The 23,633-nt window shown below is 68.8% G+C and carries 27 protein-coding genes and 1 pseudogene; 19 read left to right on the top strand and 9 right to left on the bottom strand.

Annotation, left to right across the window (positions count from 1 at the left end):
- The 9 genes from ED92_RS36075 (at position 1) to ED92_RS36115 (ending at position 10,039) form a co-directional block, all read left to right on the top strand.
- The gene (locus tag ED92_RS36075; protein ID WP_037346432.1) at positions 1-969 is read left to right on the top strand and encodes an NAD(P)-dependent oxidoreductase; all 969 of its coding nucleotides are present in this window, start codon (positions 1-3) and stop codon (positions 967-969) included.
- Entirely contained in the window at positions 966-2,075 is a 1,110-nt protein-coding gene (locus tag ED92_RS36080) for a DegT/DnrJ/EryC1/StrS aminotransferase family protein (RefSeq protein WP_037346435.1), read from the top strand. Before ED92_RS36075 ends, ED92_RS36080 begins: the two co-directional genes overlap by 4 nt.
- A gap of 19 nt (positions 2,076-2,094) precedes the next feature.
- Positions 2,095-2,712, top strand: coding sequence for a dTDP-4-dehydrorhamnose 3,5-epimerase family protein (locus ED92_RS36085; protein ID WP_037346437.1), 618 nt, complete (start codon positions 2,095-2,097; stop codon positions 2,710-2,712).
- A gap of 460 nt (positions 2,713-3,172) precedes the next feature.
- Positions 3,173-4,837 carry a glycosyltransferase family 39 protein gene (locus tag ED92_RS36090; RefSeq protein ID WP_235213464.1) on the top strand — a complete coding sequence of 555 codons (1,665 nt, stop codon included), beginning with the start codon at positions 3,173-3,175 and terminating at the stop codon, positions 4,835-4,837.
- A 198-nt stretch (positions 4,838-5,035) separates the two neighbouring features.
- Positions 5,036-6,136, top strand: coding sequence for a 3,5-dihydroxyphenylacetyl-CoA synthase DpgA (gene dpgA, locus ED92_RS36095; protein WP_037346439.1), 1,101 nt, complete (start codon positions 5,036-5,038; stop codon positions 6,134-6,136).
- Positions 6,130-6,792 (top strand): enoyl-CoA-hydratase DpgB, encoded by a 663-nt coding sequence (gene dpgB, locus ED92_RS36100; protein WP_037346441.1) that lies wholly within the window; start codon positions 6,130-6,132, stop codon positions 6,790-6,792. Before dpgA ends, dpgB begins: the two co-directional genes overlap by 7 nt.
- Positions 6,789-8,003 carry a (3,5-dihydroxyphenyl)acetyl-CoA 1,2-dioxygenase DpgC gene (gene dpgC / locus ED92_RS36105; protein ID WP_037346443.1) on the top strand — a complete coding sequence of 405 codons (1,215 nt, stop codon included), beginning with the start codon at positions 6,789-6,791 and terminating at the stop codon, positions 8,001-8,003. Before dpgB ends, dpgC begins: the two co-directional genes overlap by 4 nt.
- The gene (gene dpgD / locus ED92_RS36110; protein ID WP_037346444.1) at positions 8,000-8,791 is read left to right on the top strand and encodes an enoyl-CoA-hydratase DpgD; all 792 of its coding nucleotides are present in this window, start codon (positions 8,000-8,002) and stop codon (positions 8,789-8,791) included. Before dpgC ends, dpgD begins: the two co-directional genes overlap by 4 nt.
- Before the next feature lie 171 nt (positions 8,792-8,962).
- On the top strand, positions 8,963-10,039 hold the full coding sequence (locus ED92_RS36115; protein ID WP_037346446.1) for a 3-deoxy-7-phosphoheptulonate synthase: 1,077 nt from the start codon (positions 8,963-8,965) through the stop codon (positions 10,037-10,039).
- A gap of 73 nt (positions 10,040-10,112) precedes the next feature.
- Here ED92_RS36115 and ED92_RS36120 read toward each other — a convergent pair whose 3' ends face one another.
- Positions 10,113-10,514 carry a helix-turn-helix domain-containing protein gene (locus tag ED92_RS36120; RefSeq protein ID WP_235213465.1) on the bottom strand — a complete coding sequence of 134 codons (402 nt, stop codon included), beginning with the start codon at positions 10,512-10,514 and terminating at the stop codon, positions 10,113-10,115.
- 29 nt (positions 10,515-10,543) lie between these two features.
- Between ED92_RS36120 and ED92_RS36125 the strand changes: the two genes are divergently transcribed.
- Positions 10,544-11,110 (top strand): hypothetical protein, encoded by a 567-nt coding sequence (locus ED92_RS36125; protein WP_037346448.1) that lies wholly within the window; start codon positions 10,544-10,546, stop codon positions 11,108-11,110.
- Between the two features lie 255 nt (positions 11,111-11,365).
- Here ED92_RS36125 and ED92_RS36130 read toward each other — a convergent pair whose 3' ends face one another.
- On the bottom strand, positions 11,366-12,250 hold the full coding sequence (locus ED92_RS36130; protein ID WP_037346972.1) for an oxidoreductase: 885 nt from the start codon (positions 12,248-12,250) through the stop codon (positions 11,366-11,368).
- Between the two features lie 88 nt (positions 12,251-12,338).
- Between ED92_RS36130 and ED92_RS36135 the strand changes: the two genes are divergently transcribed.
- Positions 12,339-12,986: a response regulator transcription factor gene (locus ED92_RS36135; RefSeq protein ID WP_037346450.1), complete on the top strand. Its 648-nt coding sequence runs from the start codon at positions 12,339-12,341 to the stop codon at positions 12,984-12,986.
- On the opposite strand, the gene ED92_RS36140 is transcribed toward ED92_RS36135, so the two are convergent.
- Positions 12,983-13,867, bottom strand: a complete 885-nt coding sequence (locus ED92_RS36140) for an ADP-ribosylglycohydrolase family protein (protein ID WP_037346452.1) — start codon at positions 13,865-13,867, stop codon at positions 12,983-12,985. The two genes, ED92_RS36135 and ED92_RS36140, sit on opposite strands and share 4 nt — an antisense overlap.
- Before the next feature lie 249 nt (positions 13,868-14,116).
- Between ED92_RS36140 and ED92_RS36145 the strand changes: the two genes are divergently transcribed.
- The 3 genes from ED92_RS36145 to ED92_RS36155 all read left to right on the top strand — a co-directional run bounded on the left by ED92_RS36145 (position 14,117) and on the right by ED92_RS36155 (position 16,163).
- Positions 14,117-14,431, top strand: coding sequence for a hypothetical protein (locus tag ED92_RS36145; protein WP_037346453.1), 315 nt, complete (start codon positions 14,117-14,119; stop codon positions 14,429-14,431).
- A gap of 34 nt (positions 14,432-14,465) precedes the next feature.
- Positions 14,466-15,674, top strand: a complete 1,209-nt coding sequence (locus ED92_RS36150; protein ID WP_037346454.1) for a peptidoglycan-binding protein — start codon at positions 14,466-14,468, stop codon at positions 15,672-15,674.
- 78 nt (positions 15,675-15,752) lie between these two features.
- Complete coding sequence (locus tag ED92_RS36155; protein WP_037346455.1) at positions 15,753-16,163, top strand: hypothetical protein; 411 nt, start codon at positions 15,753-15,755, stop codon at positions 16,161-16,163.
- Here ED92_RS36155 and ED92_RS36160 read toward each other — a convergent pair.
- Together ED92_RS36160 and ED92_RS36165 are read right to left on the bottom strand one after the other, a co-directional pair.
- Positions 16,160-17,140, bottom strand: a complete 981-nt coding sequence (locus tag ED92_RS36160; RefSeq protein ID WP_037346456.1) for a glycosyltransferase — start codon at positions 17,138-17,140, stop codon at positions 16,160-16,162. The two genes, ED92_RS36155 and ED92_RS36160, sit on opposite strands and share 4 nt — an antisense overlap.
- A 97-nt stretch (positions 17,141-17,237) precedes the next feature.
- Complete coding sequence (locus tag ED92_RS36165; RefSeq protein ID WP_037346457.1) at positions 17,238-17,978, bottom strand: hypothetical protein; 741 nt, start codon at positions 17,976-17,978, stop codon at positions 17,238-17,240.
- 120 nt (positions 17,979-18,098) lie between these two features.
- Between ED92_RS36165 and ED92_RS36170 the strand changes: the two genes are divergently transcribed.
- Positions 18,099-18,527 (top strand): hypothetical protein, encoded by a 429-nt coding sequence (locus ED92_RS36170; RefSeq protein WP_152611094.1) that lies wholly within the window; start codon positions 18,099-18,101, stop codon positions 18,525-18,527.
- 47 nt (positions 18,528-18,574) lie between these two features.
- Here ED92_RS36170 and ED92_RS36175 read toward each other — a convergent pair whose 3' ends face one another.
- The 4 genes from ED92_RS36175 to ED92_RS36190 form a co-directional block, all read right to left on the bottom strand.
- A complete protein-coding gene (locus ED92_RS36175; RefSeq protein ID WP_037346461.1) occupies positions 18,575-19,126 on the bottom strand; it encodes a M23 family metallopeptidase in 552 nt (183 codons plus the stop codon).
- 126 nt (positions 19,127-19,252) lie between these two features.
- Positions 19,253-19,693, bottom strand: coding sequence for a hypothetical protein (locus ED92_RS36180; RefSeq protein ID WP_037346462.1), 441 nt, complete (start codon positions 19,691-19,693; stop codon positions 19,253-19,255).
- A gap of 76 nt (positions 19,694-19,769) precedes the next feature.
- On the bottom strand, positions 19,770-20,051 hold the full coding sequence (locus ED92_RS36185) for a hypothetical protein (protein ID WP_037346464.1): 282 nt from the start codon (positions 20,049-20,051) through the stop codon (positions 19,770-19,772).
- A 17-nt stretch (positions 20,052-20,068) separates the two neighbouring features.
- Positions 20,069-20,335, bottom strand: a complete 267-nt coding sequence (locus tag ED92_RS36190; RefSeq protein ID WP_037346465.1) for a hypothetical protein — start codon at positions 20,333-20,335, stop codon at positions 20,069-20,071.
- A gap of 155 nt (positions 20,336-20,490) precedes the next feature.
- Between ED92_RS36190 and ED92_RS36195 the strand changes: the two genes are divergently transcribed.
- From ED92_RS36195 to ED92_RS36210, 4 genes and pseudogenes are all read left to right on the top strand, one after another.
- A complete protein-coding gene (locus ED92_RS36195) occupies positions 20,491-20,913 on the top strand; it encodes a helix-turn-helix domain-containing protein (RefSeq protein ID WP_016331913.1) in 423 nt (140 codons plus the stop codon).
- A gap of 2 nt (positions 20,914-20,915) precedes the next feature.
- Complete coding sequence (locus ED92_RS36200) at positions 20,916-21,398, top strand: ImmA/IrrE family metallo-endopeptidase (RefSeq protein ID WP_037346467.1); 483 nt, start codon at positions 20,916-20,918, stop codon at positions 21,396-21,398.
- A complete protein-coding gene (locus tag ED92_RS36205) occupies positions 21,395-22,471 on the top strand; it encodes an MAB_1171c family putative transporter (RefSeq protein ID WP_037346470.1) in 1,077 nt (358 codons plus the stop codon). The genes ED92_RS36200 and ED92_RS36205 overlap by 4 nt, the downstream gene beginning before the upstream one ends.
- Before the next feature lie 132 nt (positions 22,472-22,603).
- A pseudogene (locus ED92_RS36210) lies at positions 22,604-23,568 on the top strand (DUF222 domain-containing protein).
- The last annotated feature ends 65 nt before the right edge of the window (positions 23,569-23,633 follow it).

Here is a 23,633-nt window from a genome sequence, read left to right on the forward strand (position 1 = left end):
ATGAAGCTGATCACCGTCCTCGGGGCGTCGGGTTTCGTCGGCTCGGCCGTCACCCGCGCGCTGGCGCGGCAACCGATCCGGTTGCGAGCGGTGGCGCGCAGACCGGTCACGCCGCCGCCCGGCCCGGTCGAAACGACCGTCGTCACCGCCGATCTCACCGACCGCGCCGCTTTGGCCGAAGCGGTCGCGGGCTCGGACGCGATCGTGTACCTGCTGCTGGCGGACGGCGGCTGGCGGGTTGCCGAGACCGAGGAAGCCGAACGCGTGAACCTGGGCGTGATGCGCGATCTCGTCGAGGTCGTGAGCGGAAAACCTCCGCTGGTGATCTACGGCGGGGCCGCGTCGCAGGTCGGTGTGCCGCCCAGGGAACCGATCGACGGCAGCGAGCCCGACGAGCCGGGAACCCCGTACGACAAGCAGAAACTGGCGGCGGAACAGGTCCTCAAGAAGGCCACGGCCGACGGCCTCGTGCGCGGGATCAGCCTGCGGCTGCCCACGGTGTTCGGCGAGAACCCGGCCGAGGGCGCGAACCTCGACCGCGGTGTCGTGTCCGCGATGGCGCGGCGGGCACTCGACGGCCAGGACCTCACCATCTGGGGGGACGGCACCGTGCGCCGCGACCTCGTCCACGTCGAGGACATCGCGGCGGCGTTCACCGCCGCGCTGGCCGCCCCGGACGCCTTGGTCGGCGGCCACTGGCTGCTCGGTGCCGGCCGCGGAGACCAGCTGGCCGACGTCTTCCGCCTCGTGGCCAAGGAAATGGCCGACCACACCGGACGCGAGCCGGTGGACGTGACCTGTGTGGAACCCCCGTCGCACGCGCCGGCGACGGATCTGCGCAGCGTCACCATCGATTCCACGCCGTTCCGGGCGATCACCGGCTGGCGTCCGGAGATCTCACTGCCCGAAGGAGTGCGCCGCACCGTCGCCGCGCTGACCACCCCTGTTCACGGAAAGGCTCGCACATGACCACGCGCGTATGGGACTACCTGGCCGAATACGAGACCGAACGCGAAGATCTGCTCGACGCGGTCGAGACGGTCTTCAACTCGGGGCAGCTCGTGCTCGGCGCGAGCCTGCGCGGCTTCGAGACGGAATTCGCCGCGTACCACGGCATCGGGCACTGCGTCGGGCTGGACAACGGCACGAACGCGATCAAGCTCGCCCTCCAGGCGCTGGGTGTCGGGCCGGGCGACGAGGTGATCACGGTGTCGAACACCGCCGCCCCGACCGTGGTCGCGATCGACGGCACCGGCGCCACTCCCGTCTTCGTCGACGTCCGCGAGGACGACTTCCTGATGGACACCCGCCAGGTCGAAGCCGCGATCACCGAGCGCACCAAATGCCTGCTTCCCGTCCACCTGTACGGCCAGTGCGTGGACATGGCCCCGCTGAAGGAACTCGCCGCGAAACACGGACTGTCCCTTTTGGAGGATTGCGCCCAGGCGCACGGCGCCCGGCAGAACGGCACGATCGCGGGCACGACCGGCGACGCGGCCGCGTTCTCCTTCTATCCCACCAAGGTGCTCGGCGCGTACGGCGACGGCGGCGCGGCGATCACGTCGGACGAGAACGTGGCCGCGAAACTGCGCCGGTTGCGGTACTACGGCATGGAAGAGCGCTACTACACGGTAGAGACGCCTGCCCACAACAGCCGGTTGGACGAGGTCCAGGCCGAGATCCTGCGGCGCAAGCTCAAGCGGCTCGACGCCTACACCGCCGGCCGCCGCGCCGTCGCCCAGCGCTACGTCGAGGCCCTCGGTGATACCGAACTGAAGCTGCCGAAGACCGTCCAGGGCAACGAGCACGTGTACTACGTGTACGTGGTGCGGCACCCGCGTCGTGACGAGATCCTCGAACGCCTCAAGGCCTACGACATCCACCTGAACATCAGCTATCCGTGGCCGGTGCACACGATGACCGGATTCGCCCACCTCGGTTACGAGAAGGGTTCGCTGCCGGTCACCGAGAAGCTGGCGGGCGAGATCTTCTCGCTGCCGATGTACCCCGCGCTTTCACCCGACCTGCAGGACAAGGTCGTCCACGCCGTCCGCGAAGTCCTTTCCACCCTCTGACCGAGCACAGGAGCAAGCCGTGCAAGCACGCAAACTCGCCGTCGAAGGCGCGATCGAGTTCACCCCGCGCGTCTTCCCCGACGACCGGGGCCTGTTCGTCTCGCCGTTCCAGGAAGAGGCCTTCGCCGAAGCCCACGGCGGCCCCCTCTTCCCGGTGGCGCAGACGAACCACAGCATGTCCAAACGCGGTGTGGTGCGGGGAATCCACTACACCGTGACACCGCCGGGTATCGCGAAGTACGTCTACTGTGCCCGCGGCAGGGCGCTGGACATCGTCGTGGACATCCGGGTCGGCTCGCCCACGTTCGGGAAATGGGACGCGGTCCTGATGGACCAGCAGGACTTCCGGACTATGTACTTCCCGGTCGGCGTCGGCCACGCCTTCGTGGCGCTCGAGGACGACACCGTCATGTCGTACATGCTTTCCGCGGGTTACGTGGCACAGAACGAACTCGCCCTTTCGGCGCTGGACCCCGCGCTGGGCCTGCCGGTCGGCACCGAGGTGGAGCCGACCCTGTCCGAACGCGACCAGGCCGCCATCACGCTCGCCGAGGCGGAGCGGCAGGGGCTGCTTCCCGACTACGCCACCAGCGTGGAGCTGGAGCGGCAGCTGACCGGGGTTTCGCTCTCCGCCTGAGTTTCTCTTCCACCAAGGCGCTGATCCCAGCGCCACCAATGTGGGGTCAGGGACGCTCAAAGATGCTTTCGCGCCGGGGTCGTGAGTGATAAAGAGCGTTCTAACGCTCTTTATCACTCACGACCTCCATCGAAAACCCATCCGGCCTTGAACTGACCAACAGCATCGCTCAACGTCCCCAATGCCGCTTGGGAGCAGGTCTTGCTCGGAACACCGCGATCCACGACCTCTTGACAGCTCTTCCACCCGGCCGACGAGGGCCATCACGGACCCGACACGGCGCCGCCCCAGCGGCGGCGCCGACCGTGATGGCCCTCTTCGGCGCGGCCGCATAGCCGAGTAATCGATATCCAGGGCGGACCGGGCGCACCGGCCCGCCGGGGGAAGGACGCCGAACTTGACGACCGATGGCCTTCAGCCGTCAGTGGACCCTTCGAACGACAACGCTTTCCTTCGCTGGGTGCGGAAGCACCAGCGGTGGTTGTACGCGGGCGTGGTGATCGCCCTGCTCACCCAGATGGCGATCGCGATGATCACGACCGCCGTGGAACAGTCCCCGACCATCGACGAGCCGGTCTATGTCGGCACCGCGGTGGTCTACCTCGAAGAGCACAGCCTGCGGTACAACCCCGAGCATCCGCCGCTGGGCAAGCTGATCATCGCGGCCGGGGTGGCCTTCACCGATCCGAAGATCGCCCCCGGCTTCTCCGGCCACGAGTGGGAACTCGGCAAGCACGTGGTCTACGAAGCGGGCAACGACCCGGACCGGCTGATGCTGGCCGCCCGGCTCCCGGTGATCCTGCTGACGTTGCTGTTCGGGCTGGTCGTCTTCGCGTTTGCCTCCGATCTGGCCGGTCGCGCGGGCGGGGTGCTGGCGCTCACCCTGTTCACCTTCTCGCCCGACGTCATCGCGCACGGATCGCTGGCCACGCTCGACGTGCCGGTGGCCGGGTTCCTGCTGACGTCGGTCTGGCTGGTGTGGCGTGCCCGGCGCCGCCCCGGGCTCTACCTCCCGCTCGCCGGACTGGCCCTCGGCGCGGCCACGGCCACGAAGGTGCTTTCCCTGGTGGTGGTTCCGGTCCTGATCCCGCTGGCCGTGGTGTCCGTATGGCACGCCCGCCGCGCTCGCGGACTCGACCTGAAGAGCCCGGCCCTGCTGATCGGACGCGGTGTGCTGGCGGGAGCCGGGATGGCGCTGATCGCGATCGTCGTGGTGTGGGCGTCGTATCTCGTCGTGGATCCGGGCCTGCGCTGGGAGACGCCGTCGGGTATGCAGCCCCTGCACGGGATGCGCACGCTCGTCGAGTGGCTGCCGTTCCCGCAGCCGTTGCGGGACGGGATGCGCTTCCAGTTCGAACTCGAAGACCATGTGTGGCACAACTTCCTGTTCGGCAGGCACTACACGGGGTCGCTCTGGTACTACGGACCCGCCGCGCTGCTGGTGAAGACACCGTTGGGGGCGCTGGCGATCTGGCTGGCGGGCGCCGCCGTGCTGCTGTCGGTCCGGCGCCTGCGCCCGGCGGCGCCGTACGTGCTCGTCCCGACCGCCCTGCTGATGGCCACGGCCATGGTCATCGTCCGCGACAACGGCGTGCGGTACCTCGCCTTCGCGCCGATGTTCCTGGCCGTCGCCGCGGCCGCCGTGCTCGTCGTGCGACGGCGGTGGGTGAAGGTCGCGGCGGTGGCCGTGGTGGCCTTCGCCGCGGTCAGTTCGCTGATGACGTTCCCGTACTACCTTCCGTACTCCAACGAGGCGTTCGGCGGACCGGAGAACACGCACAAGTACCTGCTGGACTCGAACGTCGACTGGGGGCAGGATCTGGGCCGCCTGGCGGATCGGTTGAAACAGGACTACGCGGGCGAGCGGACCTGGCTCGTCTACCAGGGAAGCGGTCTGCCGTCCTACTACGGCATCGATGCCGCCGATCCGCTGACGGTGCCCGAGGATCAGGTGCACGGTGTGCTCGCCGTGTCGGATTCCGCGGTCCTCGGCGCGTTCGCCGATCCGATGGGCGGGGGAGGGGCGCCCGGAAACGGCCACGGCAGCGACCTCGGCTCGCTGATCGCCGGCAGTACGCCGGTCGAGCGAGTGGGCCATTCCATGACGATCTACCGCCGCCCGTAACGCGCCATTAGTCCACTTGAGACGGTCGATCGCCTCATTTCCCTTGCCGTACCGGGATTGGACGCGTTGACCATCGAGTTCACCGAAGCCTAATTTCGGAAATGTCCACTGCGATCCGCGAAAGGTGAGACCAATGCCCGCTGCGCAGGTCAAGCAGCTGCTCCGTAGCAAGCTCAGAACATGGGGGTGGATGTACCGATGACGGCCATCGTCGAACCGGCCGAGGACCTTTCCGTCCTCACCGGACTCACCGAGATCACCCGATTCGCCGGCGTGGGCACCGCGGTGTCCGAGTCGTCGTACTCGCAGACCGAACTCCTGGAGATCCTCGACATCGAGGATCCGAAGATCCGCTCGGTCTTCCTGAACAGCGCCATCGACCGGCGTTTCCTCACCCTGCCGCCGGAGGGTCCCGGCGGCGCCCGCGCGACCGAACCGCAGGGCGACCTCCTCGACAAGCACAAGCGGATCGCCGTCGACATGGGTTGCCGCGCCTTGGAAGCCTGCCTGAAGTCGGCGGGCGCGACGCTTTCGGATCTGCGTCACCTGTGCTGTGTCACCTCGACCGGTTTCCTGACGCCCGGCTTGAGCGCGCTGATCATCCGGGAAATGGGCATCGACCCGCATTGCAGCCGCTCGGACATCGTGGGCATGGGCTGCAACGCCGGTCTCAACGCGCTCAACGTGGTCGCGGGCTGGTCCGCGGCGCATCCCGGCGAACTCGGCGTCGTCCTGTGCAGCGAGGCGTGTTCCGCCGCCTACGCGCTGGACGGCACGATGCGGACCGCGGTGGTCAACAGTCTTTTCGGCGACGGATCCGCGGCGCTCGCGCTCGTTTCCGGTGACGGGCGCGTGCCGGGTCCGCGCGTCCTCAAATTCGCCAGCTACATCATCACCGACGCGGTCGACGCGATGCGCTACGACTGGGACCGTGACCAGGACCGGTTCAGTTTCTTCCTCGACCCGCAGATCCCCTACGTGGTCGGCGCGCACGCCGAAATCGTCATCGACCGGCTCTTGTCCGGGACGGGCCTGCGCCGCAGCGACATCGGCCACTGGCTGGTGCATTCGGGCGGGAAGAAGGTGATCGACGCCGTCGTCGTCAACCTCGGCCTGAGCCGGTACGACGTGCGCCACACCACCGGTGTGCTCCGCGACTACGGGAACCTCTCCAGCGGCTCCTTCCTCTTCTCCTACGAGCGGCTCGCCGACGAAGACGTCGCCCGCCCGGGGGACTACGGCGTGCTCATGACCATGGGGCCTGGCTCCACAATCGAAATGGCGCTAATTCAATGGTGACGCGTAACGAAATCGAGGGCGAACTGGTGCTGCGCTTCGACGGATCCCGTCCGCTGTCGGCCGCGGTCGTCGAGGAGATCGGCGCGTTCTGCGATCGGGCCGAGGACCAGCGTGAACCGGGACCGGTGACCATCCACGTCACGGGGGCCCCGCCCGCCGACTGGGCGAAGGGGCTGGCGGTCGGGCTCGTGTCCAAATGGGAGCGGGTCGTGCGCCGGTTCGAACGCCTCGGCAGGCTCACGGCCGCGGTCGCGTCGGGCGAATGCGCCGGAACGGCCTTGGACCTCCTCCTCGCCGCCGACATCCGGATCGCCGAACCGGGCACCACGCTGCGGCTCGCGTCGGCGGGCGGTGGCACCTGGCCGGGGATGACCGTCTACCGGCTCACCAAACAGGCCGGGGCGGCGGGCATCCGCCGGGCCGTGCTGCTCGGAACCCCGCTCGGCACGGATCGGGCGCTCGCCCTCGACCTGATCGACGAGGTGTCCGACGATCCGGCGAAGACGCTGGCCGAATTGGGCGTCGTCGTGGACGGCGCCGAGACGGCGATCCGGCGGCAGCTGATCTTCGAAGCGGGCTCGACCACCTTCGAAGAGGCGCTCGGCTCCCACCTGGCCGCGGCGGACCGGGCCCTGCGGCGGGAAGCCAAGTCGTGACGGCTCTTTCGCCAGGGCTCGATCTCCGGGCCCTGGCGGGGGAGGCCCACCGGGTCGACGACGAGGTCCGGACGCTGCGCGCGGCCTTCGTCGAGGCGCACGCCGAGGAGCTCTACGCCGAACTCACCGGCGGCCGGACGCGGTACCTGCGGCTCGACGAACTCGTCCGCGCCGCCGCGCTCGCCTTCCCCGGTCTGGTGCCGTCGGAGGAGCAGATGGCGGCCGAGCGGGCGCGGCCGCAGGCGGAGAAGGAAGGGCGCGAGATCGATCAGGGCATCTTCCTGCGCGGGATCCTGCGCGCGCCGAAGGCGGGCCCGCATCTGCTCGACGCCATGCTCCGGCCCACCGCCAGGGCTCAACGGCTGCTCCCGGAGTTCCTCGAAACCGGGGTCGTGCGGATGGAGGCCGTCCGGCTGGAGCGGCGGGACGGCGTCGCGCACCTGACCCTGTGCCGGGACGACTGCCTGAACGCCGAGGACGCCCAGCAGGTCGACGACATGGAGACCGCGGTCGACCTGGTGCTGCTCGATCCGTCCGTCCGGGTGGGACTGCTGCGGGGCGGGGTGATGAGCCATCCCCGTTACCTGGGGCGCCGGGTGTTCTGCGCGGGGATCAACCTCAAGAAGCTCAGCTCCGGTGACATCCCGCTGGTGGATTTCCTGCTGCGGCGGGAAACGGGGTACATCCAGAAGATCTTCCGCGGTCTGCTGACGGACGATTCCTGGCATTCCCGGTTCACCGGCAAACCCTGGATGGCGGCCGTCGATTCCTTCGCCATCGGCGGTGGGACCCAGCTGCTGCTGGTCTTCGACCACGTGCTGGCGGCGTCCGACGCGTACCTCAGCCTGCCCGCGGCCAAGGAGGGGATCATCCCCGGGGTGTCCAACTTCCGGCTTTCCCGGATCGCCGGGCCGCGGGTGGCCCGGCAGGTGATCCTCGGCGGCCGCAAGCTCCGGGCGGACGAGCCGGACGCCCGCTCGATCGTCGACGAGGTCGTGCCGCCGGAGGAGATGGACGCGGCCATCGACGGCGCGCTCGCCCGGCTCGACGGGGAAGCCGTCGCCGCCAACCGGCGCATGGTGAACCTTTCCGAGGAACCACCGGAGGAATTCCGCCGGTACATCGCCGAATTCGCGCTGCAGCAGGCTTTGCGCATCTACGGCGCGGACGTGATCGGCAAGGTGGACGGCTTCGCGGTGGGCTCGCGATGAACGGCGTCCGGTACGAGAAGAAGGACCACGTCGCCTACGTCACGATGGACCGGCCCGAGGCGCTGAACGCGATGGACCGGCGGATGCACGCGGAACTCGCCGGGATCTGGGACGACGTCGAAGCCGACGACGACGTCCGGGCCGTGGTCCTGACCGGGGCGGGGGATCGGGCGTTCTCCGTCGGGCAGGACCTCAAGGAACGCGCGCGGCTGACCGACGAAGGCGTTGAAGCGTCGACGTTCGGCAGCAGCGGTCAGCCGGGGCATCCCCGGCTGACCGACCGGTTCACGCTGTCCAAACCGGTGGTCGCGCGTGTGCACGGCTACGCGCTCGGCGGCGGTTTCGAACTGGTGCTCGCGTGCGACATCGTCGTCGCTTCCGAAGAAGCGGTCTTCGGCTTGCCGGAGGTCCGTCTCGGCCTGATCGCCGGGGCGGGCGGGGTGTTCCGGTTGCCGCGCCAGCTTCCGCAGAAGGTGGCGATGGGATATCTGCTGACCGGGCGCAGAATGGACGCGGCGACGGCGTTGCGTCACGGGCTGGTCAACGAGGTCGTCCCGTTCCCGGAATTGGATCGGTGCGTCGCAGAATGGACGGACGACCTGGTGCGCGCCGCTCCGCTTTCGGTGCGGGCGATCAAAGAGGCCGCGCTGCGATCGCTCGACCTCCCGCTCGAAGAAGCGTTCAAAACCTCGTATCCGTGGGAAGAACGGCGACGGACGAGCGCGGACGCGAGCGAAGGCGCCCGTGCCTTCGCCGAGAAACGGGATCCGATCTGGACCGGTCGCTGAATTCGGGTTGGACCATTGTTCCGTGTGGCGGATGATGGAACATTCGGGGTAAGAGAATTCTCGCTCGAGTAAATGCCGGGCCTGCTTCTTAGTTCACCCGAGACCGCCGTCCGGGCCGGGAAACCCCGGCTTTCCCGCGCCCGGTACCGGCAGAAACCCTGGATATCTGTGATGACAACCCTCGCCACGGTCGAACTCGACAACCAGCGTATCGACCGGATGGTCCCGCTGGTCACGCCCGCCCTGCTGCACCACGAACTGCCGCTCAGCGCGACCGCGGCCGACACGGTGCGCCACGGCAGGGAAAACGTCCTCCGCGTGCTCGACGGCACGGACGACAGGCTGCTCGTGATCGCCGGGCCCTGTTCCATCCACGATCCCGCCGCGGCACTCGAATACGCCGACCGGCTCGCCGCGCTCGCCGGCCGGTTCGTCGACGAACTCCTGGTCGTCATGCGCGTGTACTTCGAAAAGCCCCGCACGGTCGGCGGCTGGAAGGGGCTCATCAACGATCCGCACCTCGACGGCACCGGCGACGTCAACCGCGGGCTGCGCGTCGCCAGGGACCTGCTCCTCGAACTCGCCGAGGGCGGTCTGCCCGCCGCTTGCGAATGGCTGGACACCACGATCCCGGCGTACCTCGCCGACACCGTCTCGTGGGGCGCGATCGGCGCGCGCACCGTGGAAAGCCAGAACCACCGCATGCTGGCGAGCGGCCTGTCCATGCCGGTCGGGTTCAAGAACCGCCGCGACGGCGATGTCGGCGTCGCGGTCGACGCCATCCGCGCCGCCGAGGCCCGGCACGTCGTCCCCGGTGTCGACCCCAGCGGCCTGCCCGCGATCCTGCACACGGTCGGCAACCCGGACTGTCACCTCGTGCTGCGCGGCGGCAACAGCGCACCGAACCACAACCCGGCGTCCGTCCGCGCGGCGCTCACCACGCTGCAGAACGCGGGACTGCCCCGCCGGGTCGTGATCGACGCGAGCCACGACAACAGCCGCAAGGACCACCTCCGGCAGCCCGTCGTCGCCGGCCAGATCGCCGAACAGATCAAGAACGGCCAGCGCGGCATCGTCGGCGTCATGCTCGAATCCAACCTCCAGGCGGGCCGCCAGGACCTCCACCCCGACCGGCCGCTCACCTACGGCCAGTCCATCACGGACGCCTGCATCGACCTCGCCACCACCCAAGAGGTCTTGCAGACCCTCGCCACGGCCACCGCCGCCCGCCGCTCCGGACTGCGCTGACCCGTGATCGCCCCCCAATCACGCGAGATCGCCGTTCAATCACGCGAGATCGCTCTTCAATCACGTGAGATCGCTATCCGATCGCGTCGGCGCAGCCCATCGCGGCGTTCGGCGCGGCGTCGCCACGGGTGCGTTCGAGATGCGCTTCGCCCCAGACCCTGACTCCCTCGACCACCGGCAGAACCGTGGAGCCGTAAGGAGTGAGCCGGTAGATGACACGCGCCGGGACCGGCCCGGTGACCACGCGGTCGACGAGCCCGTCGGCCTCGAGTTCGCGGAGCTGTTCGGCCAGCACCTTGGGCGTGATGGGGGCGCCCCGGCGGCGGAGGCCGGCGAAATGGGATTCGCCGTGGGCGAGCCAGTACAGCAGTGTCAGTTTCCATTTCCCGCCGATCGCGGCGAACGCCGCGGCCATCGGACAGCCCGGCAGCGGGTTGGGACGGGGAAGGTTACCCGGAAGTGCCTTCTTGTCCATGGTCGTCCTCCGCTCGGATAGTTCGGACCATGACCGTGCCATACAAACGAATCCTGACAGTGGGCCTTGCGGCCCTGATGCTGGTCGCGACGGCGGCGTCGGGCGACGCGTCGACCTCGGGCACCGATCCCCAGCGGGCGTTCGACTGGGAGATCGGCACCTGGCGCTCGACGGTGCGGGTGCTCGCCGAGCCGCTTTCGGAGTCCGCGGACCAGTGGCTCCAGTTCGCGGGCACCAGCACCGTCCGCCCGCTCATGGACCGGCGGGCGAACGCCCTCGAATTCGAGGTTTCGGGCCCGGACGGGCGGATCGACGCGCTCAACCTGCGGCTGTACGAACCGCAGGCGCAGAGGTGGAGCCTGACCTTCGTCAACATGCGCGACGGTCTGCTCACCCCGTCGGTCTATGGCGGGTTCCATGACGGCGTCGGTGAGTTCCACGGCGACGACCAGCTCGGCGGCCGTCCGATCAAGGTGCGTTTCCTCGTCTTCAGGCAAGGCGCGGACGAAGCGCGATTCGAGCAGGCGTTCTCGGCCGACGGCGGGGCGACCTGGGAGACGAACTGGGTCGCCGTGGACCGCCGGATCCGCTGGTGAGGCTTCGGTGCTGTGGGTCGTGAGTGGCGTTTCGGGTTCTAACCCGAATCGCCACTCACGACCACCCGCACCACGGCCGCACTCACGTGACTGATTGGACGACACGCGTGAGCCGATGGACGACACGCGTGACTGGGTGGACGACACGGCGAGCCGTCCTTCTGGACACGTGTGTCGTCCCGCTGATCACGCGTGTCGTCCATCCGCGCACGGCGGCAGGGAACGCCACTCACGACCCACGCGAGGCCGGACAGGTCACCCTCGACCCACGCCATCCAGCAAAGCGAGCTCCTCCTCGCTCAACCGCAGCCCGCCCGCCGCGACGTTCTCCGCCAGATGCCCGGGATCGCCGGTCCCGGGGATGGCGAGGACGTGCGCGCCGCGGTGCAGCGTCCAGGCGAGCCGGATCTGCGCCGAAGTCGCGTCATGCGCCGCGGCGACCTTCGCGACCTCGGCCTCGCCGCGAACAGCGCCGGGCGCCGCTCCCGGAATCGAGGTCGTGACGGCGAAGAACGGCACGAACGCGATGCCGAGCTCCCCGCACAGGTCGAGCAGGGCGTCGTCCTCGCGGTCGGTCAGGCCGTAGCGGTTCTGCACGCAGACCACCGGAGCGATCGACAAAGCCTCGGTCAGCTGGTCCGCCACGACGTTGGAGACACCCAGATGGCGGATCAGGCCCGCCTCGCGCAGCTCCGCCAGCGCGCCGAAATGGTCGGCCACCGAGCCGGGCTCCTTGCCCATCGCGGCGCCCCAGCGCAGATTGACGACGTCGAGGTGGTCGAGGCCGAGTTGCCGGATGTTCTCCTCGACCTGGCCGCGCAGCTGATCCGGCCGGGCGAAGGAGAACTCGCCGTCGCGGTCGCGGCCCGCGCCGACCTTCGTGGTGATCACGAGGTCTTCGGGATACGGCTGGAGCGCGGTCGCGATCAGCTCGTTCGCCGAGCGCGTGGGCGTGAAGTAGAACGAAGCCGTGTCGATGTGGTTGACGCCGAGTTCGATCGCGCGGCGCAGGACGGTGATCGCGTCCTCGCGGCTCTTGGGTCGTTCGTCCCAGGGCATCCCGGTCAGCCGCATCGCGCCGAGCCCGAGGCGGTTGACGGTGAGGTCGCCGAGCCGCCAGGTGTCGTGAAGATTCGTCATGACCATCAGCGTCGTGAGGAGGCCGTCCGTAGTCAGAAAATGGCAACAAGCTGCCACGTACTGGCGAGGCTGGGGCAGTATCGGTGTCATGCGGACGAGTGATGCGGTGACGGTCGTGCGCGGCGAGGAGGAGCTGTTCCGCCGCGTCGGGCACCTGTTCTCGACCGTGACCGACCTGGCGTGCGCCGCGAACGACCTCGCGACCTGGGTCGCCGCCCACGGAGCCGGCGAGCTCGCCGAGCGCCGGGCGGGCCAGGTCCGGATCCGCAAGATCTACCGCGCCGGGCTGCTGCTCGACGAGGGCGCCGCGCAGGAGCTCGCGAGGGTCCGCGACCGGCACGGAGCCCAGGTCCGGATCTCCACCGAGGACCTCAACGAGACGATCGTCCTGGACGGCAGGCTCATCATCCTCGCCGGTGACCTCAGCGCCGGGCAGCGCGGCTACAGCGTCATCACCCAGCCCGAAACCGTGCAAGGTGTGACGTCGCTGTTCGAGGCGGCCTGGCGATCGGCGACCGAACTCGCCGTCTTCGACGCGCAGGTGTCCGAGATCCGGCGGCTCGCGCCCGCGGTGCTGGACCTGCTCGGCAGCGGCGTCAAGGACGAAGCCGCCGCCCGGACCCTCGGCCTCGGCGTGCGGACCTACCGGCGCCGGGTGGCCGAACTGATGGCCGCCCTCGGAGCCGAGTCCCGCTTCCAGGCCGGAGTCCGGGCGCGCGAGCTCGGCTTGGTCTAGACGCCCGCCCAGTCCGGCAGCGGTTCGCACGCGTCCCGCCAGGACGGCGGCAGGCCGTCGGCACCGATACGGGTCGCGACGATGCCGCCGACGATGGCGCAGGTGGTGTCCACGTCGCCACCGGCGCCCGCCGTGGTCCAGAAGGCCTTCTCGTAGTCGTCGAGGTGGCGGGCCGCGACCCACAGGGTGAAGGGCACCGTGTCGTGGGCGCCGGTGTGGCTGCCGTTGCCCAGTTCGTGGGCGGCGGTCGCGGCGGAGGGCTCGTCGGCCAGGCGGATGGCGGCTCGGACACCGTCGTGCACGCGGCCCGGCGGCACCCACCGCAGCACCTGGTCGAGGAAGTCCTTCGGTGACGGCCGGTCCGGGGCGGCGGCCAGCGAGGCGGCGACCGCGATCGCGATCGCGCCGGCCACCCCGTCCGGATGGGTGTGGGTCACCTCGGCCGAAAGCGCGGCCTGGCGCGCGGCCTCGTCGGGATCTCCGCCGAACCATGCGCCGAGCGGCGCGACGCGCATCGCCGCGCCGTTGCCCCAGGAGCCTTGCCCGTCGAACAGATCCGCGACGAGTTCACGCCACGAGCCGCCCTCGCGGACGAGACGCAGCAAGCGGTTCATGGACGGGCCGTAGCCGCGGTCGAAGTCGTGGTGCGCCGCGAAGCTCGCGGCGAGCAGGTCTTGGTCGACGTGGCCGGCCCGGTCCAGGACGGCGAAAACGGAACACGCCATCTCGGCGTCGTCGGTCCATTGCCACGGCCCTGGCGGCGGCTGCCGCCGTGCCCAGTGGTCGCGATTGGCGGGGACGAAGAACTGGGAACCCAGCGCGTCGCCGAGGGTCAAGCCGTACAGGGAGTTCAAGGCGCGAGTGCGCCGATCGATGGTCATCGCGGCCCATTCTGGCAAAGCCCCCGACCGGGTGAGCTTCGGCTGCTGTCGGTGCCCACCGGGAGGGTAAGATCTCCCCTCCGGGGACGCCGTGGAAATCTTCCGGGAACCAACGCGCGGCCGGATGCGTCGGTGTACACGAACGGCGTCATCGCGTTTACGGAAACGGTGCGCACGCGTGGGTGGGAACTCATAGGGTGCGCGGTAGAGCAACATGGGTCAGGCAAGCACGGGCCGGAAGGATCATTCATGACTCGCCGATTCGATCCAGAGCAGATCGCCGCGCTGGCCAAGAAGGTCGGCGGGCTCAAGGACGGCTACACCGGCACGGGCAAGGACCTGGGCGACGGTGATCCCGGAGCGGCGTTCGGCGATCTGAAGAACGCGGCCAGCACGGGGACCACGATGAAGGGTTTCCACCGCGGTGTGAACGCCGAACTGGCGGCCGCCGCGAAGCTCGTCGACGCCGCGTCGAACGCGCTGGCCAACGCCGCGCAGCGGATGCGCAACGACGAGGCCGCGGGTGTCGACACCCTCCGCGGCCACGCGCGCGAGCGGGACTGATCGGACTGAAGACGGGAACCAGGGGGATTTACCGATGACCACCGCGGAGCGGAATCCGAGCACGCTCGACGACCCGTCGCACGACCGCCCGAAGTCGCTGGACGCCATCGACAAGCACGCCCAGCAGACGCAGAAGCTGAACTCGGGCGCGGTCAACGACCAGGCCAGGAAGGTTGGCGGAGCCGCCACCCGGGCCAACGACCTCGGCGACGACCTCAAGGCCTTCCGTGACGACGTGCTGCGCCACTGGGAGGGCAAGGACGCCGACGCCGTCGCCGACCATCTCGAAAAGCTCGGCAAGGCCAGCTACAAGGTCAGTGACAAGGCCGAGGCGGCCAAGAACATCCTCCAGCGGGTGTCCGAGATCATGGACGAGGTCAAGAAGAAGGTCGCACAACTCGCCCAGGAAGCCAACGACAAGGACGCGGACAACCGCAAGCTGATCGACTCGGCCCGCCGCCGGAAGAACACTTCCGAGGACGACAACGAGATCGCCGCGGCCGCGTCGGATATCGAGCGGCTCCGGCAGCTCAACGAAAAAGACTCGAACGGCAAGAAGGACGAGATCGAAAAGGCGCTGGATGACGCCGAGAAGCAGATCGACGAGCTTCTCAAGCCGCTCGGCCTGGAGATCGAAGGCGGCTTCCTCGAGCTGATCCCGGCCGACGACGGCCAGACCACGGCGTCGAGCGTCCACGCCAAGCCGGTCAACCAGCACCTGAGCGCCACCCCCAGCTACGGCGGGGGAGACGGTGGCGGAGGCGGCGGCGGCGGTGGCGGTGGGGGCCACGCCGGGGTTCCGGGCGACGGCAGGCCCGCCAAGCCGATCGACGCCCGCGGCGACAACCCGGCGAAGATCGCGGAGAAGTTCCTCGGCCGCAACGCCGGCGATCTCAAGGGCAGCGGTGAGCTCCCCGCCATGCAGTCGTGGGTGCCCAACAACGTCAACTGCGCGAACTTCGTCTCCGGCTGTCTCGAGGCGGCGGGCCTGATCGACAAGGGGCAGGCCAGTGCCTCGGTCGCGGGTCTGACGGCCAACCTCGAAGCGGACGGCTGGCGGTCGGTGCCGCTTTCCGAAGCGAAGCCCGGCGACGTGGTGATCTCGAACAACGGCGGGCACGTCGTGCTGTACGCGGGCGATGGTCAGTTCATCGGCTCGAACAACATCAACCCCGACGGTTCGCAGAAGATCAGCATGGGTGGCGGTGGCGGCCTCGTGAAGATCCTCACCCCGCCGACCTGATCCGACAGAACGCCGTAGCAGCACCGGGCAGGCGGACGCGAGCGCTCGCGTCCCCGCCCGCCAGTGGGAGGTAGCTTGATGTACACCCCGTCCGCACGACCGTTTCCGGTGGCGCTGAATCCCGGCGACCCGGTCCGGGAGGCGGTGCTCCAGGCCGCCACCGCCCGGCTCGACGAGGAGTTCGGCGACCAGGTCCGGGTGGCCGTGGAACAGCTCGACCGGCTCGGCCCCTGGGTTTTCCTGCAGGGCACGATGCGTCCCGCCGAAGCGGGCCGCCCGTACTACGCCGGCACGATCTACGAGAACCGCCGGGCCGACGGCGTCATGTCCGACGTCTACGTCGCCCTGCTCAAGAAGAAGAGCGAAACGGGCGTCGACGACGACCCGCGGTCCTGGCGGGTGGCCAACTGCGCCATCGGCCCGACCGACGTCGCGTGGCTGACCTGGCCGGACGACTACGAAATCCCGCAGGAGCTGTTCGGCTTCTAGGCCCGAGTCCATTCCGGCAGGGTGCGGGCGACCTCGTCGGGCGAGGGCATCCGGGCGATCTCCTCGGCGATCGCCCGGGCTGCGTCGCGATGCGCGTTCTGCCCCAGCAGGGTCAGTGTGTGCGCGGCGACGGCTTCCGCGCTCAGCTCGTCGGGCTGAAGGCTCAGCGCTGCCCCCGCGGCGCACAGCGCTCCGGCGTTGGCGAAGTGGTCGGCTCCCTGGGGGAGGACCAGTTGCGGGACACCGGCGGCGAGCGCGCCGAGCGTCGTGCCGCTGCCGCCGTGGTGCACCACCGCGTCGACGTGCGGCATCAGGTCCGGTTGCGATATCCAGGCCCGCACCGTGACGTTGTCCGGGACGGCGCCGAGTTCCTCCGGGCGGATCCGTCCCGAGGCGACGACAACGTGTGCGCCGAGCGGGGCCAGCCCCTGGATGGCCGTGGCGAGCACTTCCGGCGTGCCGAACGCGGTGCCGAGGGTCAGGTAGATCAACGGTCGCGCGGTCGTTTCGAGCCGCGCCGCCGGTTCGGAGAACGGAACGGGACGTAGTTCGACGCGTTCGGCCGTCGCGAGGAAGTCCTTGTCCTGCAAGGACGGCGGGCAGATGTCGAGATGCGGCCGGTCGGGCCGCGTCGGCGGCTGGAGTCCGATCCCGTCGGGGAACATGCGGCCGAAACCGTGCCAGAGTCCCGGGATCCCGGCGCGTTCCGCGGCGACGGCCACCCCCGGTTGTCCCCACTCGTGCACGACGAGGTCGGGCTGTAGCCGAGCCAGTTCCGGTTCGAGGTCCTCGGCGTAGATCTCGTAGAACGCGTCCGCCGGCCGAAACGGTCGGAGGCCGTTCCTGAGCAGTGGCGGATGGACGTTCTCGCCGGCGGCGAAGAACACCTCGTGCCCGGCGTCCCTGGCGGCGATCGCGAGCGGGATCAGCGGATAGGTGTGGCCGACCGACGCGAGGCTGGCGAAGAGGACACGCATGGTCGAGATGTTAGCAACAGATGTTCAGATCATCTGAAACTGCGCAGGGATGCAACCCCTTCCCGGCGGGTCCACCGGGAAGGGGTTGCGAAGCGGGTTACGGGATGACGCGGTTGCGCAGGTTGTTCGGGTACGGGCCTTCGCCGTGGATGTTCAGCTCGTTGGCCACTTCGAAGCTGTAGTACGGGTGTGAGCTGAAATAGCTGTCCAGATTGGTGCCGCCGAAACAGATCAGATCCGCGCCGCCCGCCGCATTGGGGCCGTTGCAGAGACTCAAGGTCGGGTAGCGGAAGGAATCCACCGGCCGGAAACCGGCGCCACCGGGACCGGGAACGGGAAGATGCCCGATCAGCCCGCCGGGGTCACCCGGCCAGTTCGACTCGACGGGCTGCCGCCGCCCGTCGGCGAACAACACGCCCTGGATGTTCCGTCCGGGCGGCTCGGTCTCCAGGACCGTGCCCGCGACGAGCGCGCCGAGGCTGAATCCGACGATGTACACCTTCGTTTCGAGGTCGCAGCCGTAGGTGACATAAAGGTTGTAGAGCGCGGTCCGGAGATTGGCGACACCGGCGTCGACGTCGGCGTACAGATTGATGTCCCCGGCGCTGTTCGGATACGGAATGCGCACCGGGTCGGCGCCGCCCGGCGCGAGTCCCCGGTCGAGAAGCTTTTGCGCGCCGCCGTCCTGATATCCCGGGACGACGAACATGACGGGCCCGCACGGACCGTCCGGCCGGGCGGGTGCCGCCTGCGCCGCTCCCGTGCCGGCGATCGCGCCGACCAGGGTGACGACGGACAGGATGGCGGTCGCGAGCAAACGCGCTCCGGTTCTTTTCATCGGTTTCTCCCCACTGTCGTATTGCCGCGCCGAACGTTAATGAGCGCGGATGAAATACCGATGAAATGCGGCGCTGTACCCGCTTTCGGGTGAAGTTTCGGCGAGAGGTAGTTTTCCGCCATGACGAAAAGGCGAGGGATTTCGATGCCGGCACTGGCCGCACTGTTCGCTTGCTTGGCCATCGCCGGTTGTGGTGGTGATCCCCAGCCGTCCGCTCCCGCGGCAGGGCCGGCATCGAGCCAAGCGGCGACCACGGGGTCGGCGTATCCGATGCCCGCGGGCTGGCCGTTGGCGGAGTTCCCGCTGCCGCCGGGCGGTACGGCGCCCGCCTCGCGCGCGGATGACAGTGTCGTGTCGTTCCGGGTCGACGGCGTGGACACCGAGAGCGCGAAGACCTTCTACGCGGAGACGTTGCCGAAGCTCGGCTACACCGACACCCACAACGCGAACCTCGCCATCGCCCGCTACGAAGGCAACGGGCTGAAGATCCTGGTGCAGGACGAACAAACCGGCTCGGCGCGCGTCACCATCACGAAATCGGCGGGCTGACGGGGGAGCACCCGCGGCGCCACGGGTGTCCTGCCGGATCCGCGGGCTCAGGCCCTGGTGTTGACGCTGACCGGTCGCGAACCGGTCGGCGGGGTCCAGCCCTGCAAGGTGGAGCGGATGCTCACGCGGTTGGCGCAGTTGATCACCTGGTAATGCAGGTGATAGTCGGTGGCCGCCCCGGTCTTGCCCGACCAGCCGATGATCCGGCCCTGCGGGACCCAGGCGCCCGCGTCGTAGATGGCCCGGTTCAAGTGGATGTACTGCGTGCAGGTGCCGTTGGAGTGCCGGATGATCACCTCGATACCGTTCGACGCGTACGGCGACCAACCCGAGACGAGGATTTGGCCGCCCTGTGCGGCGGAGACCTCGTAGTTGGCCGGGAGTGCGATGTCCCAGGCGTACTCGTTGTAGGGGCCGGTGTGAGAGAAGGTGCCCTCCGGTCCCTGCGAGATGGTGTAGGCCTCACCCTCGGGGTACGGCATTTCGTAGTAGAAGTCCGCGGCCGAAGCCGTGGCGGAGCCGGCGATCGAGAGGCCCGCCGCCGTCAGTACCGCGGCCGCCATCGTGATCAGCTTGCGCGGTAACGCTTTTCCGCTCATGTGTCCCTCGCTTCCGTGCGCTCGACGCCCTGCCATCGGCCGGGCGTCCCTGACTAAACAGGCAGGCCACGGCTCCGACAATGGTTTGTTCAGGGCTTGCGCGAGGGCGAGGACCCGGTTATCCGGTCAGCGACGGCCCGCGGCCAGGATGACGAGGAACTGGCCACCGCCCGGCTCGACGGCGGCGGTCACCGGCAATCCCGGTACCAGCCGGGAGAAGCGGTCCACCAGCCAGTCCGCCGCCTCTTGCGCGTCCTGTTTCGTCGGGCAACGGGCCACCATTTCGCGGCCGCCCTTGCGTTCCAGCCGCCCGGCGACGGTGATCAGCGGCGCGGGCTCGACCACGTGCAGCCGGTCCGGCCAGGCGATGACCACCTTGACCGCGCCCTTGCGGGTGTTGCAACCGCGGTGCGCGAGCCGCTCCGCGATCTTGGCCTTGCGGTCCGCGGTCCGGCTGTCGACGCTCGGGCCCCGCGGGTCGTTCACCGACATGTCCGGGTCGACCGGTTCGTCGCACACCCAGCAGCGCCAGCCGTCGCGTTCGGCCACGTCGTCGAGAAGACTCACCCGGCCAACCTAGCCTGAACATCCGTGAAGGCCTCCTTAAGGGACCCAGAGTCCCTCAAGGAGGCCTTCACGGCCCCTACTTCGTGCAGTGGATCCCGGCTTCACCCCGGTACATCACGAAGCTGATCTTCACCGAGTACAGATGGATGATCACGCACTGATCCTGCGTGTACCCGTAGGCGGAAGCGTGGTCGTAGGCCTGCTGCAACGCCGTCCGCTTGGCCGAGGCCGACGTCTTCTCCACCGTGGTCCCGAGGAACGCCCGGGTCTCCTCGGCGCTCGCCGTCGACGGCGCGAGTGTCATGAGTCCCGCGAGGACCACGGCGGCCCCCGTGGCGCGGGCGATCGTCCTGTTCATGTTTTCCCCTCCTGGTTTCAGCGCTGGCAGTAGAGCCAGACGCGCGCGCTGTAGTAGTCGAAGTGCGACCGGATGTCGGAGCCGCGGACGTAACACTGCGAGTCGAGCCAGCCCGTGTTGCGCGCGTACAAGCGCGCGACCTTTTCCGCCGACGCGACGGCGTCCGACGGTCCCGGGCCGATGCCGGTCGCGTAGAAGTCCCCGGTCTCCACGGCGAGCGCCGGCTGTGCCGACATGGTCACCGCGGCCACCACCAGGGCGGCCGCGGTCAGCAACTTCTTCATGGGAGATCCCCCTTCCGGGTGTCAGCCAGGATCGACCGACTCCCCTTGGTCATTCATCTCAGCTAACGTGGAAACCGTAGGGCGACGGCCGTCTGGATGTCAACCCAGATGAACGAAGCAACGCATGTCATTCATTTCAGCTAACGGAGGTGAAGATGACCGAACCACGGGCGACCACGCTCACCGACCGGATCGACCGCCTCTTCCAGGTGGTCCGGCGGCCCAACGGCGAGCAGCACAGCCACGAGGAGGTGGCGCGGGCCTGCCGGGAGAGCACCGGCGAGTCGTTTTCCGCCGCCTACCTGTGGCAACTGCGGACCGGTCGCCGGGACAACCCGACCAAACGGCATCTCGAAGCGCTCGCGGCGTTCTTTCAGGTGCCGCCCGCGTACTTCTTCGACGACGAACAGGGGAGGGCCCTTGCCGAGGAGGTCGAATTGCTGGGAGCGTTGCGCAACAGCGCGGTGCGCAACCTGGCGTTGCGTGCGGTGACGCTGTCCGAGGAGGGGCTCGGCACCGTGACCGACATCGTCGAGGCGATCAAGCGGCGCGAGTCCAAGCGTGACCAGGGGGAGTAGCCATGCTGGGCAGGAAGAGTGCGCTCTGGCGCAGATGTGAGCGCATCGCGGGCGGCGTACGGCTGCCGGAGCCGTTCGACGTCACCACGTTGTTCGGCGAGGTCGCGGCGATGCGGGGGCGGCCCATCGAACTGGTGCCGCTCGAAGCGCGGACGGGGGCGCCGTGCGGCGTGCTCGCGGCGACCGATCGGGCGGACTACGTGTTCTACACGCGGGACACGTCCCCGCTGCACCAGCGGCACATCCTGCTGCACGAACTCGGTCACCTGCTCTGCGGGCACGTCGAAGGCGAGGTGCGGCCGGAGGCGATCGCGGAGATCGTCGCGCCCAGCCTGTCGGTGGACCTGGTCCGCCGCGTCCTCGGCCGCACCACCTACGCGCGGGAACAGGAGAAGGAAGCCGAGCTCGTCGCTTCGCTGCTCATGCGCCGCGCCGCGCGCACCGGGCCGGAAAACGATCGGCTGCGCCACGCCCTCGGTTCATGATCAGCTACCTGTCCGCCGCGCTGCTGGCGCTGATCGGCCTCACCCGGCTGATGACGGTCCGCGCCGGCCCGGGGTATCTGGCCACGTTCTTCCTCAGCATGGCGGTGGCCCTCGCCGTCTCGGCCGAGGACACGGTCCGGCTGCTCGGTGACGAACTGCTCCCGCGGCTGGTCACCAACGCGCTGCAACTGCTCGCGATGCGCGCGTTGCTGCAACTGGTCCGCAGCACCCGGTCGCCGGAGAAACCGACGCCGTTCTGGCCGATCGTGGTGTGCTGGACCCTGATGGTGGTGTGCTACCTGGACTTCGCGCCGCATCGGTCCGAGGCGGGCACACCCGAGTTCCAGTGGCGCCTCAGCATCGTGGCGTACCAGGTGGTCCTCACGACGTACGCGGTCACGTGCCTGGTGCTGTTCATCCGCACGCTCGTCCGCAGCGCCGCGGGCCGTCCACGAGGGGCGTTCCGGACCGGGCTGCGGATCCTGGTCTGCGCCGCCGTCGTCACCATCGGCTGGGCGCTGTTCTCCGGGCTTCCCTCGCTGTGGCTGGAGATCACCGATCTCGCGGACCTCGACTTCCTGCCCCGCGCCCGCCTGGTCGGGCTCTGCGCGATGGTGTTGTGGGTCCTCGGTGGCCTGTTCACCACCTGGGACGGCGCGCTCCGGCTGGCGCGTGCGTGGCTGAGGATCCGGGCGGTGACACCGTTGTGGAAGGAACTCGTCGCCGCCCACCCGCAGATCGCGCTGCCCGTGCGGCACGACCTCGAATTCACCTTGTACCGCAGGGTGATCGAGATCCGTGACGGGTTGCTCGCCTTGCGGGCACACGTCCCGCCGCACGTCGGGGACTGGCTGCGCACCCCGGTCGACGAACCCACGCGCGCCGCCGCCGAACTCGCCGCCGCACTGGTGATGCGGCAGGCCGGCCGGAGCTGGCCGAACCGATCGGCGGGGCCGCATCCCAGCGCACGGGACGAAAGCGCCTGGCTGGGCGCGGTTTCGTCCGCGTTCACGCGGTCCCGCGTCGTGCGGGAGGTACGCGAACGCGCACTGGCGGAGGTCAAGGCCTCTTGAATTCCGGTGCGGCCGGCCCGGTTTCTTCACAGTCGAGTCCCCGGAATTGCTTTCACGTTATTTGCTGGTGCGGTGTTGTCGAAAATCGGCGATGCTTTGGTCGTTCGTGGGGTGGATACTCATACCGCGCCTGTGGCGCTCCTGGAAAGTCTCACCGATCCCGAGGTGTTGACCGCGGTGAACTCCGTGGTGGATTCTTTGGATGACAAGGATTCTGTGGCGTTGGCGCAAGCCGCCTCTCCGACGAGGACGCTCAAGCGGTCGATGCGCTGCTGGAAGAGCGGATCGCGGACAAGAACCCGGATCAGGTGCGGAAAGCCGCGAACCATGCGGCGAACACTATTGACCCTGAGGGTGCTGGTAAACGGGCCGAGCGTCATCGTGAAGGCCGCCGTCTGACTGTGCGGCATGGTGAGACGGGGGTGGCGTCGATCGAGGTCGAGGATGGGCCGGTGGAGAAAGTCGCTGCCGCGTATCAGCGGATCGACCGTGAAGCGCGGGCTCTCCGAGCTGGTGGTGAGACTCGTACGTTGGAGCAGGTACGGGCGGATGTCGCGCTCGATCTTCTGCTCGGTGGCCAGGGCGGGGCGAGTGAGCGCAGCGAAGTGTTTCTCTATATGGATTTGTTCACTTATCTCGGGCTGAATGAGGAGCTGGCCGGGCACGGCACGATCCCTGCCGCGTTGGCCAGGGAGATCGCCGCGGGTGGGAACAGTGTGTTGCGGCGGATCGTCACCGATCCGCTGTCCGGGCAAGTGCTCGATCTGGGCCGGGACCGGTACCGGCCGACCGTAGGTTTGGCCGAGTTCGTGCGGGTGCGGGACCGGGAGTGCCGAAGACCCGGCTGCCATCGCCCGGCGCAGGCGTGCGACATCGATCATGCGGTGCCGTGGCAGCACGGTGGGCACACCACCGACACCGACCTCATCGACCTCTGCCGCCGCGACCACCGATTGAAGGATGAACCCGGCTGGATCTACCACCTTGCCTCTGATGGCACTCTGACGATCACCACACCGACCGGGCAGCAGTACGACAGCACACCACCACCGCTGCACGAACCCCACCCGGCGGCCGACGAGCCGCCACCGTTCTGAGCCGTCGCCGAAAAGTGGCAAGGGTCGGCGAAAGCGCGAGCGTTGGAAAGACCCGAACCCTCACG

The organism is Amycolatopsis sp. MJM2582, assembly GCF_000754115.1.
GTDB classification, from domain to species: domain Bacteria; phylum Actinomycetota; class Actinomycetes; order Mycobacteriales; family Pseudonocardiaceae; genus Amycolatopsis; species Amycolatopsis japonica.